This window comes from Paenibacillus sp. NAIST15-1, from assembly GCF_001894745.1.
Classification (GTDB): Bacteria; Bacillota; Bacilli; order Paenibacillales; family Paenibacillaceae; genus Paenibacillus_B; species Paenibacillus_B suaedae.
Map to the genome: position 1 here is coordinate 35,224 of NZ_BBYF01000013.1, position 11,502 is coordinate 46,725.

The following is an 11,502-nucleotide window of genomic DNA, read 5'->3' on the forward strand; positions in this document are numbered from 1 at the left end:
ATGAGCATGCGGTATAGCGAGTTACAAATCAAAAAACTTGAGGGAAATCCAAACGTATTGCGTGTATCAGAGTCGAATATACCCTTCACTCCTGCCTTTGATTTAGATATGTTTAGTTCACGTAAACCAAAGGAGAGTTTGAAGCGTTGGAGATCTATTTACGCCGCTCATGGCGAAGCAGGTCTTCTTGAGGAACGGCGAGGCAAAGGAAGCTCTGGAAGACCCTCCAGTAAAGAGCTTTCAGTCGAGGAGAAATTAAGACGAGCTGAGGCCAAGATCAAGCTTCTGGAGATAGAAAATGAGTTTCTAAAAAAGCTGAAGGCACTAGAAAGGCAGGCGAAGCAAGACAAACATTAAGCACATCATTGCGCTTCGAGCTTGTTAATCGAACTGTTCGTCAATTTAGTATAAAAGGTTTGACTCGCCATCTCTGCTCACTTGCTAAGGTAAGTGTTAGCGGTTATTATCGGTGGCTTTCAGCCGAAGATACCCGTCAACAAAAGAGGAGGCCGATGAGCGTGATCTGTTGCTCATTAAGACCCACTTTGATCGTTTAAACAGAAAAGCCGGTGCGCTCGTAATTAAAATGAATCTCGAGAACGTGGATAACGTGGTGATGAACCATAAAAAAATCCGTCGACTCATGCGTAAATATAATCTCATAGCAAAAGTACGTCGAGCTAACCCTTATCGGAAAATAGCTCAAGCTACTCAAGAACATAAAACGTGCGCTAATTTGCTAAAGCGTCATTTTGATCAGGCAGAGCCGGAAAAAATACTGCTCACAGATATAACATATCTCAAGTACAACCATGGGCAGCAATGGGGATATCTCTCTTGCGTGAAAGACGGTTCTACGAATGAGATCTTAGCACATCATTTGTCGACTTCGCTGGAACTGTCTCTTGTGAATCGAACGCTAGACAAGCTACTGGAACGACTGGTTGGAAATATTCATCCTGAAGCCATTCTTCACTCGGATCAGGGCATGCATTATACACATCCTGAGTTCCAAAAACGTGTAAGTGAAACTGGATTTAGACAATCCATGTCCCGAAGAGGAAATTGTTATGATAACGCACCAATGGAATCATTTTTCGGTCATATGAAAGACGAATTAGAGTACAAAGATTGTACAAGTATTGACGAACTTCGGAATCGAATTAATGAGTATATTCACTTTTACAATACCGAGCGATATCAATGGACATTAAAGAAGATGACTCCTAACGAATATAGGAATCATCTTCTGGCAGCGTAGTGCTTTCTTTATCCTGTCCACATTAAGGGTTATAGTTCACACAGCTAAATACCAGGGACTCTTTCGTATGCGAATACAAGGCTACCTCACCGCGTTCGAAACGCAAAGTGGATGGTAAAGCTAATAGAGCAAAAGCAGCCCATACCTCGGTGAGGATGGACTGCTTTTTTTCTCTCAGGGGACTCTATTTTCCATTTTTGGGCTTTCACCTCGATGAAATTGGGGCTTTTGCAGTAGTCTCCTTACGGGAGGGCTTTTTTTGTTAGTTCGTGGAAACTTTTATGGAGAATGGAATGTATAGTTAGTAATGGGAGGGGCATGAACACTGCTTGTTTTCATTATGTGTTACATATTACTGAATCCCAAGTAAGAGCCATCATTTCAAGTGAAGAATCAATGAGAAGTAGAGATGTCGATTCATTGTTGTTTCCCGTCGTTAGGATTGGAACCGATAATTTTATTAGTACGGATGGATTACAGGAAAGGTTAAGGGAGTCTCTAAAACGTCGATTGAATTATCAATGAACGTGAACATCGAAGATGGATGAAAATCAGACAACATTTATTTATTCTGAGATTGCATTTGTCCGATATTTATCATAAATAATGATGTTGCTACAGAATCCAAAGATGAAGTATGGTATGAGAACACCTGAAGTGCAAAGGAGATATTTATAAAATGACATGGAGTTTGGACAGTGTTGTAGAAAGACATAAGGAAGCGCCCTATACGTTTTATGTGCCTAGTGAGTATGTATTGAGCAAGATTGAGGTTGGAGAGTTGGTCAAGCTTAGCTTTCTTAGTGACGAAGAAGATGCAGAATATTGTGGAGAGAGAATGTGGGTTGAAATCATCCATCGATCAGGTGATGAACTGATTGGAACATTACGGAATGAGCCGGTATCTATTAAGGATCTGGTTTTCGGTCAAGAAATCCATTTTAAAATCGAACATATTTGCGACACGATGCATCATGATCCTAGCGCTGTAAATTGGGATTATTATTTTGAGAAGAAGGTTGTTGTAACGAACGATGTACTGGAGCGAAATGAATTTAATTTTATGGTAAGGGACTTTCCTAATGAAGGCTCGGAATCGGATACCGGATGGAGTTTCTTTACGGGGTATGAAGAAGAAAACGATCCTGATGATATCAATAATTATCAATTTATTTCGATAGGGAAGGTATTGAATATAGATGATTCGATTCTAGCTTTTATAGATCGGGAGCCTCAATGTGCCTTTGAGAGGAATCTTGCGACGAAAGAGTTTTATGAGGTATTTGATTATGAGTGGGAAGAATAGTTGAAAGGATTGCAAAAGATTGATGCATCAGCTAATCAAATTTTCTTGCTCTAATATTTTTTTAAAAGGGAAGAAACAGAGGATGTCACCTAAATGTTATCGAAATAACATGGAGCTGGAGGGGCGAGAGTCACATGGACGATATAAAACAGTTATTAACTTATCTGCAGGGGGATACTTCATCCGACAAACTTCAAGAAGCAAAGATTCAATTCAAAAAATTGAAGGATGAGGAGCTCAAAATTCTAGTTCAACCGATTAATAAGATGCATTGGGATCATGCTGCTGATGTATTAATAGAAATTGGATATCCGAGAGTACATAAAATACTTCCTGATCTTTTAGAATGGCTTATGGATATAAATTGGCCAGGAGCTAATAGAATATCTGAATTTTTGGTCTCAATAAGAGAACCATTGATACCGTCTATTAAAGAAGCGCTGATAAGTAATGATATGATGTGGAAGTATTGGATTATAGACTGCGTATTAGTAAAATGGTCAGTAGATTTGGTGGAACAAATAACTGATGAATTAATATTCGTAGCTTCTGAATTTGATGATGAAGAAGTACATCTATCTGCATTAAAGTTATTGGTTCAATATAAAATGTTAGAATCTAAAGAATCTTTGAATTTAATTAACAGCAAATTACAGGACATTCGAAACCGCGATATTTTTGATGAGCTTAATGAATTGAAAACGATGGTACTAAATGGAAACACAACAGTAGATTGAAATCTTAGAGGTAGGGATGATCATGAGTATCAAATAAGTAATTCCTTGAGTGTTGATGGAGAATACATTAGGAATGTTTCTATATTAGTAGAGAATGAAGCAGCTCAATTATATTTATATCGCAATGATGAGAATTTGTTCAAGTATCTGTTTCATAATGTTGATGAAAACAAAGATAAACTAAAAAAGTGAACTAGCAAGACTTGTTTAAGAAAATAAGAAAAGATGAGGTGAAGAGAAACTGAGGTAGCAAACAAAAGTAAAAGTTTATTACAGTCTGTTCGGAGATGATTTTGATGTAGACGAAGTAACAAGACGAATAGGGATAAATCCCAGCTCTGTATCACTAAAAGGTGAAAGAATAAATGAAAATCGGACTAGAAAAGAAACATCGTGGACAATTAGTACTGATTATGAGGAATCACTAGATGTAAGTGGTCAATTAAATCAGATCATTATACAGCTTCGCGATAAGTGCGAAATAATTAATACAATTCAAAAAACGTTTCAAGCTACCAACAAGCTTTTTATCGTGATAATCATTGAGGAGGGAATGACTCCAGCATTATACTTAGATTCAGAACAGATTAAATTTGCAAACGATATTAATGCCGAGTTCGATATTGATATCTATGCTAATAATTCGGATTGGGATTGATCAGTCTAGAATAGGATATTGCAAAAATTTTCAGAGCTATTCCGTTAGTTAAAGGAGAAAAAATGAAGAAAATCATCTTTATATTAATTGCTGCCTTGATTATTTCTAATGTTATTTGGGGGTACTTATACTTTAAGGTAGATCATCCTGCTGTCCATGTATATAACCTCAAAGGTATCGGAGAAATGTGGGACATTTCGGATTACAAAATAATTGTGACTCCTAGTAATATACTGCGCGGACATGGAAAGTTAGCGTACAAAGGTGATCCAAAGAATTTTGAGAAGATTACTTCTTATCAAATGAAATTTGAAGAATTGAATTTGGATGGGAATTATGACATCGTTTATATGACTGAAGCAAGTTCTAAAGAAGGGACTGTAGCTATTCCCGCCAATCTAAATGATATAGGTTCTATAACCAGAGAATATTCTTACGATGAACCAAAGAAGGATATACATAACTATAATAGCACTACGTTAACGATTACATGGAATGATAATGATGGTAAGCTTCACTCTGAATCCATACGTCTTTCCATTGAAAATGAGATTAATCTTGATTAATGCATATTATGTTGCGAATGAACGTAAATTTCATTCTACTTCCAGGTTCGGCATCTTGTACTCCTCTTTCGATAGATGTATAATCATGGATAAATTTCGTAAATATACGACCCAGCCTAAGAGGTAAGCTATCTAGGGTTGATTCGCAACGGGGGGACGATATATGAAGCAATTGCCGACGATTGAATTAGAAAGATTGCTATTGCGACCGTTTCGTTTAGATGATGCGAAAATTGTTCAAGAATTAGCAGGTGATAAATATATTGCAGAGATGACGCTGTATATCCCGCATCCCTATGAGGATGGAATGGCAGAACAATGGATCAATACACATGCCGTTAATTTTGATGGAAATCGTTCACTCGAACTAGCAATTGTACATAAGGAAGATCAATATGTAATCGGAGCCATCTGTATCGGACTGAATCCCAAGTTTGAACATGGTGAATTGGCCTATTGGATAGGGAAAGCGCATAAGAACAACGGATATTGTACAGAGGCAGCGAAGGGAATTGTCAAATATGCATTTGAAGAAATGAATGTGAATCGAGTTTATGCACGTTTTTTAGGGAAAAATCCTGCATCGGGACGAGTAATGGAAAAGCTGGGTATGAAATACGAAGGAACACTGAGACAACATGTGAAAAAATGGGGTGAATATGAAGACCTCATTTATTACGGGCTTTTAAAGGATGAGTATCTTACTTAATGAAAATATGCAATAGATTGAAATCTTAGAGATAAGGATGATCCTGTGATGGATATCCCGTTTATCTCGAGATAAGCATTTCGAATTGTTAAGAAAGACATGTCAAGTTTTCAACGTAAAAACACCTCCAAGCTTGACGCCCGTATCTTACGATATAAGGGCATTTACTTGAAGGTGTTTTAATTTGTCTCACGTTACTTATTTTTTATTTGCACTAAAACTCTTGATATTGCCATCCATAAATTGAAAAACATCAAAGTTCCGAAAATATTAGCCACAACTACATTATATCCTGTAAATAGGTTTTCAAAGCGAAATAATGGCGTGTTATAAATGGCTATGAATAAAGATATGATCATTGATAACAGAAACAGTTTTTTCTTGGTTATCATATAAATGCAATACAGGAACGTATAGTAAGCCCAAAATTGCGCGGCAAACCATGCATGAGAGAGTCGAATACTCCGATTAGGTGGGGATGCATTGAAGTATGTAATGAGTTTTCTGATTACAGGTTCTCTACTTGTATTGCTGTTTCTTTCATACGATGATCCGGTTGCCACGACAGCTTCTTATATTCACTACCTACGAGTATACCGATATAAACAAGAGGGTGGAACTAGTCTCTATAAAATATCCATCATAACCCCAAAAACAGTCATAATGATGTGAATGTCTGTTGTTTGCAATGCGATTGGCGAAATAACGTATTTGATTATGATTGGGAAGTATAGTTGAACATTTGGAGGTTAGAAAATGACAGATGTAACCTTTTACCGTGATGAAGCGCTCCCTTTCCTGGAAGCGAAGCGCTGCCATAAGAGTGACCTGGCATATCAGAAGCATTTTCACGAAGAGTATTCCATCGGTTTAATCGATGAAGGCGAAACGCAGGCATGGTGTGATGGCGACTTGTGGCGCGTTGAGAAGGGGAGAATAATCAGCTTTCCGCCGCTTATCCTACATGCCTGTCAGCCTGCGGAAGATGAAGAATGGAAATACAAAATGCTGTTCATTAAGGCGAAATGGTTCGCTCATCTTGAAATGCCTGATATTAATCGTCTTCAAATCCCTTTCTTGCTCGAAACTGGGAGGAATAAAGCTTGCAGCATGCTGCTCAATCGCACCATGGAGGCACTGACTCGCAGTGCTACTCCACTAGAAATTGAAACATCGTTAATCGAACTGGTGCACAAGCTTGTAGATAAGCATGCATACGATCTGACGCTTGAGCCATATGGAATAATGGAAACGAAGTACGTCAATTTGATCAAGGAATATATCCATGCGCATTATACGGATCGGATCACGCTCGACACGTTGGAGCATGAAGCCGGGATCAGCAGATATCATCTTATCCGCATGTTCAAAAAAGGAACGCATTTGCCGCCTCATGCGTATCAAAATCTACTTCGTATCAATCATGCCAAGAAGGAACTGAAGAAACGGCGCTCTATTGCCGAAATTGCCGTAGATGCCGGCTACTATGATCAAAGCCATTTTATAAAAGCCTTTGCCAAAATAGTAGGGGCAACACCTCAAGCTTATGCTATCTCCGTTTAGATAAGCGCAATTTTTTACAATCGTAACCTCCTCTTATCCTGTAGATTGAACCTATAGATAAGAGGAGGTATCATTTGATGATAACAACGACTAATGTGGAAGAGCAATTTTCTAAAACGATGAAATCTATTGCCCGTCGAGCTGATTTGAAGGCTTTTGTTGAACAGACACCCGCCATTTATCAGCTTTTGCAGCGCGCGGCAGCAAAGTATGTGACAGGGGAGAATCGCCAGGATGGCCTTGAGGTAGGACGAAAGCTAGCCGATAAAGGGTACGCTATATCGCTTGAATATATCGGTGAAAATACGACGGATATCCAAGACTGCGAACATGCGGCTCTGGAGCTTACGCTGCTTATTCATACGTTGGCTCAACATGGAATACCAGCTCGCGTATCGTTCGATCTATCTCACATCGGCTTATCGATAGATAGCGAATTGGCCTATAAGAATTTGACAGCAATGGCCGCACTAGCTCGACAGGCCGACGTCGAGCTGTTTGTCAGTATGGAGGAATCAGCTAAGACAGACGCCATACTTTCGATTTATACAAAAGCAGCAGCCGTATATGCGAACCTCGGCATCACACTTCAGGCACAATTGAACCGTACGGCACAGGATTTAAACGATATCTCAGGACGGATTCGCATTGTGAAAGGTGCGTACCAAGAAACGGAGAAGATCGCCATGCCGCGTTCATCTGCCTTAAATGAGCGATATATACAGCTTATAGAGCAGGGCATCCGTAAAGGGCATCGTCTGTCGATCGCTACTCATGACGAGTCTATCATTGATCAAGTTATTAAGCGGGGATGGATCCATGAGCCAGGCGTTGAATTCGAGATGTTATATGGGATTCGGACTGATTTGAGCAGTCGATTGAAGAAGGCAGGTTATCCTGTTCGGATTTATCTGACGTTTGGTCGTGAATGGTATTTGTATCTATGCCACCGGATTGCGGAATACCCGCCAAATGTATTTCAAGCAATTCTAGATATGACGGAGGCTGGAGCAGCAGATCCCGTACAGAATTATGAATAAATCCGAATCCGTGTGTAGCTTCCACTGCATGTTAGCTACTATACATCCATACGAAATTTGAGAGTAGATAGAGAAATATTCAATAGGTGGAGATATACAAGTAAGTCGGAAGGCGGTATCTAATGATGCCACCTTTTTTGCATTTATTTTAAATGAAATAGCAGAAAAATAACTGAATTATGACGAAAGTTCGTTGAGAATTCCTTTAATCATGCATGCCAATTTCCAACGGTTTTCTATATGCTTAGACCCGAAGCATGAAATCCATCGATAAAGGAGACTTGGCATGATTATAAAAACAAGAACGAGGGTTGCAGCCCAGAACGGCTCTAACGCTATGCCTGCAAACCGTCTTCCGATCGTTAGTTTGTTAGCGCTGGCTATGGCGGCCTTCATATGCATTCTGACGGAAAGCCTGCCAGCAGGTCTTTTGCCACAAATCGCACAAGATCTCCTGATCACGGAGTCACTTGCTGGACAGCTAGTTACGGTATATGCGATCGGTTCGCTGATTGCCGCCATTCCGTTAACAACGGCTACTCGCGGATGGAGACGTCGACCGCTGCTGCTGTTCTGTCTTATTGGCTTTCTTCTATTTAATTCAATAACTACATTCTCTACTTCCTATGGTCTGACCCTTGTGGCTCGTTTCTTGGCTGGGGTATCAGCTGGCGTGTTATGGGGGATGACCGCGGGCTACGCCCGTCGTATGGTGCCTGATTCACAGAAGGGGAAAGCAATCGCCATAGCCATGGTTGGAACGCCATTAGCATTAGCGCTAGGTGTGCCTATCGGAACCTTTTTGGGTACTCACATCGGATGGCGATTGATTTTCGGTTCCCTATCTATATTGACCGCCTTCTTACTTGTCTGGGTACAGTGGAGGCTGCCCGATTACGAAGGGGAACAAACTAGCAATCAACTTCCACTCTTCCAGATCTTTAAACTTCCTGGTGTGAGATCAACCCTGTTTCTTGTGTTCACTTGGGTGTTGGCGCACAACATACTTTACACCTATATTGCTCCTTATCTAGCCGGAACTTTACTTGCAAATCGAACTGATCTGGTGTTGCTGGTGTTCGGCATTGCTTCGGTGCTCGGCTTATGGATGGTAGGGATGCTGATAGACCGTATTCTGAGAACGCTCGTGATCATCAGCGTTGCAGGATTCGCGTTGGCTTCGATCGCCATGGGCATTGGCAGCGAACAATCGATCATTATTCTGTCAGCTGTTGCGGTGTGGGGACTTACGTTTGGTGGAGCGGCCACACTGCTGCAGACCGCAATTGCTCAAGCAGGGGGCGAAAGTTCTGATGTTGCTCAATCCATGCTTGTAACCGTGTGGAATCTTGCCATTGGTGGAGGAGGAGTGGGCGGTGCGCTCCTGCTTGAGTTGCTGGGGTCAAATTTTCTCCCAGGATCCCTGTTTATCCTCTTACTTCCTGCTCTAATTGTCGCCTGGTTGGTTCAAAGTCCCGCGTTCTCCAAAGAAAAAGCATAAAAATACGAAAACGAATACTGAAAAAGGAATCCGATATGAGGATTCCTTTTGTGTGTTCTGCCTCAATTGAAATACCGAAACGAACTACGCAAGCAAATTCGTCCCCTCAATGAGATTTTTATATGCAATAGGGGATGACATCACAATTAGGGTCGTATAGGTGCCATAAGGATCGCACTTATTTTCAAACGCTTCTAAACCATGCGTGGAGCCTGTCGATACTTTTAATAAATAGTTGTGTTCGCCACTGATTCGATAACACTCTACGACTTCAGGAGCTGCACGGCAAAAATCTAAGAAGGCAAAGCAATCCCTCGTTCGAAAAAGCATGTAGGCCGTACAAGCTCTGCCCACTTTAGGTGGGGATACTACGGTACGATACGCTTCGATAACCCCTTTTTCCTCCATTCTCTTCACGCGCTCCGTTACCGCTGGCTGAGACAGGCCTACTAATTTGCCCAAGTCGGTCATTGATAATCTCGCTTGATTTTGCAATTGAAACAGAATGTGATGATCAATTTCGTCCACGGGAAGATCCTCCTTAGAGTTCAACGATATTCTTGAGAATTACCTTTATAATCATCGTATTTCGAAGTAAGAAGCTTTAACATCCTATGTCCAAAGAAGGAGGTTGTTTTTATAATAAACGCACAAGCTTGAATGAATCAACAACAACATCTGGAGAGGGATGAGAATATGCGCAGCATCGAGACAAATCATTTGCAGTCATTCGTAAATAATGTCATTGACCACACACTTTCGGAGAAAAGAATTGTGGGTACTGTGGTTCAAATTGCATGGAAAGGAAAACTGGTATTCAATAGGGCAGCAGGGTTTGCTGATCGAGAGCAGCAGCGGGTGATGCAAGAAGACGCTTTATTTAGGTATGCGTCGGTAACAAAACCAGTCGTTTCTGTAGCGGCTTTAGTTTTGATTTCACAGGGGAAATTACAGCTTAGCGATTTGGTGGAAACGTGGCTTCCGTTTTTTCGTCCCATCTTGCCAAATGGGGGGCATGCTTCTATAACAGTTCATCAGTTGCTGACACATACGGCCGGGCTAACCTATCGGTTCTTTCAAGAGGATAACGGAACCTATGAATTAGCTGGTGTATCCGATGGTATGGATGCAGCAAGAATCACATTAGAGGAAAATCTGAGGAGGATCGCATCGGTGCCCCTTCTATATGAACCAGGAACAATGTGGAGATATTCGATAGCAACGGACGTACTAGGTGCTGTTATTGAAAAAGTGATGGGCATGCCTCTCAGTGAAGCCGTTCAAAGACTCGTTACACAACCGCTTGGGATGACTGATACGGCTTTTGTAGCCGTAGATGAAGCGAGACTTACAGCTGCTTATGCAGATCATCCTGGGGAACCTCGCCGCTTGCTCGAAATGGATGCCATACCTTTTGTAGAAGGGACAGCTGGTTTTCAGCTTGCTCCTAATCGGGCACTCGATAAGTCCGCTTATCCTTCCGGCGGGGCTGGTATGATTGGCAGCGCAGGAGACTTCCTTAAGCTGCTGGAAACATTGCGACTAGGCGGTGCACCTATTCTTCCAGAAGCGCTGGTTGCTGAAATGACAACCAATCAAATTGGTGACCTGAATATGCCGTTTTGGCCTGGGAGAGGATTTGGATTAGGTTTTACATTGCTGAAGGATCCGCTAGCTGCGAACACGCCTGAATCACCAGGATCGTGGAGGATGGGCGGTACGTACGGTCATTCTTGGTTTGTTGATCCACAGGAAGAGCTAAGTGTTGTGGCCTTTACGAATACTGCACTGGAGGGGATGTCCGGTAGATTCACGACGGATATCTGCGAGGCGGTCTATGCCGGTATTCAGCAGGAGAAAAATAATCTTGCTGATTAACGCATTGAACAAATAGTTTATTTCTCTAAATCATTTTCAGTCATTCTACTTCCCGATTCGACACCTTGTGCTCCTATTCTACTAGATGTATAATCATGGAAAAAGCTGTGTAAATACATGACCCGACCTAAGAGGTAAGCTATCTAGGGTCGGGTTTATTTACAAAGGGGGACTATTAGTCGGAAGCTTAACTATTCACTTATTAATGAGTGTGCTTTTGAATATCCTCCTGGTCACATCATGCGATGTAATGACTGGCGTTAGATATTTGATGTTGAAGCCG

Annotated in this window: 10 protein-coding genes and 2 pseudogenes; 10 read left to right on the plus strand and 2 right to left on the minus strand. The window is 41.2% G+C overall.

The window, feature by feature from the left end; all coding sequences use genetic code 11:
* The 6 genes and pseudogenes from PBN151_RS22440 (at nucleotide 1) to PBN151_RS22465 (ending at nucleotide 5,237) form a co-directional block, all read left to right on the plus strand.
* Nucleotides 1-1,261: pseudogene (locus tag PBN151_RS22440) on the plus strand (IS3 family transposase).
* A gap of 679 nt (nucleotides 1,262-1,940) precedes the next feature.
* Complete coding sequence (locus tag PBN151_RS22445) at nucleotides 1,941-2,567, plus strand: immunity protein Imm33 domain-containing protein (RefSeq protein WP_072730765.1); 627 nt, start codon at nucleotides 1,941-1,943, stop codon at nucleotides 2,565-2,567.
* Nucleotides 2,568-2,701: 134 nt separating this feature from the next.
* Entirely contained in the window at nucleotides 2,702-3,304 is a 603-nt protein-coding gene (locus PBN151_RS22450) for a DUF5071 domain-containing protein (RefSeq protein WP_072730766.1), read from the plus strand.
* Nucleotides 3,305-3,581: 277 nt separating this feature from the next.
* Nucleotides 3,582-3,962: a DUF4279 domain-containing protein gene (locus PBN151_RS22455; RefSeq protein WP_072730767.1), complete on the plus strand. Its 381-nt coding sequence runs from the start codon at nucleotides 3,582-3,584 to the stop codon at nucleotides 3,960-3,962.
* A gap of 62 nt (nucleotides 3,963-4,024) precedes the next feature.
* A complete protein-coding gene (locus PBN151_RS22460; RefSeq protein WP_072730768.1) occupies nucleotides 4,025-4,528 on the plus strand; it encodes a hypothetical protein in 504 nt (167 codons plus the stop codon).
* Nucleotides 4,529-4,691: 163 nt separating this feature from the next.
* On the plus strand, nucleotides 4,692-5,237 hold the full coding sequence (locus tag PBN151_RS22465; protein WP_072730769.1) for a GNAT family N-acetyltransferase: 546 nt from the start codon (nucleotides 4,692-4,694) through the stop codon (nucleotides 5,235-5,237).
* 194 nt (nucleotides 5,238-5,431) lie between these two features.
* Here the strand turns inward: PBN151_RS22465 and PBN151_RS32050 are convergent.
* Nucleotides 5,432-5,701: pseudogene (locus PBN151_RS32050) on the minus strand (hypothetical protein); the annotation flags it as partial.
* Nucleotides 5,702-5,993: 292 nt separating this feature from the next.
* Here PBN151_RS32050 and PBN151_RS22475 point away from each other — a divergent pair.
* The 3 genes from PBN151_RS22475 (at nucleotide 5,994) to PBN151_RS22485 (ending at nucleotide 9,341) form a co-directional block, all read left to right on the plus strand.
* Nucleotides 5,994-6,800: an AraC family transcriptional regulator gene (locus PBN151_RS22475; protein WP_072730770.1), complete on the plus strand. Its 807-nt coding sequence runs from the start codon at nucleotides 5,994-5,996 to the stop codon at nucleotides 6,798-6,800.
* Nucleotides 6,801-6,877: 77 nt separating this feature from the next.
* Nucleotides 6,878-7,840, plus strand: a complete 963-nt coding sequence (locus PBN151_RS22480; protein ID WP_072730771.1) for a proline dehydrogenase family protein — start codon at nucleotides 6,878-6,880, stop codon at nucleotides 7,838-7,840.
* Between the two features lie 286 nt (nucleotides 7,841-8,126).
* Nucleotides 8,127-9,341: an MFS transporter gene (locus PBN151_RS22485; protein WP_083545284.1), complete on the plus strand. Its 1,215-nt coding sequence runs from the start codon at nucleotides 8,127-8,129 to the stop codon at nucleotides 9,339-9,341.
* Nucleotides 9,342-9,425: 84 nt separating this feature from the next.
* Here PBN151_RS22485 and PBN151_RS22490 read toward each other — a convergent pair whose 3' ends face one another.
* Nucleotides 9,426-9,869 carry an Lrp/AsnC family transcriptional regulator gene (locus PBN151_RS22490; RefSeq protein ID WP_072730772.1) on the minus strand — a complete coding sequence of 148 codons (444 nt, stop codon included), beginning with the start codon at nucleotides 9,867-9,869 and terminating at the stop codon, nucleotides 9,426-9,428.
* A 168-nt stretch (nucleotides 9,870-10,037) separates the two neighbouring features.
* On the opposite strand from PBN151_RS22490, the gene PBN151_RS22495 reads away from it, so the two are divergent.
* Nucleotides 10,038-11,219: a serine hydrolase domain-containing protein gene (locus tag PBN151_RS22495; RefSeq protein WP_072730812.1), complete on the plus strand. Its 1,182-nt coding sequence runs from the start codon at nucleotides 10,038-10,040 to the stop codon at nucleotides 11,217-11,219.
* Nucleotides 11,220-11,502 lie beyond the last annotated feature (283 nt).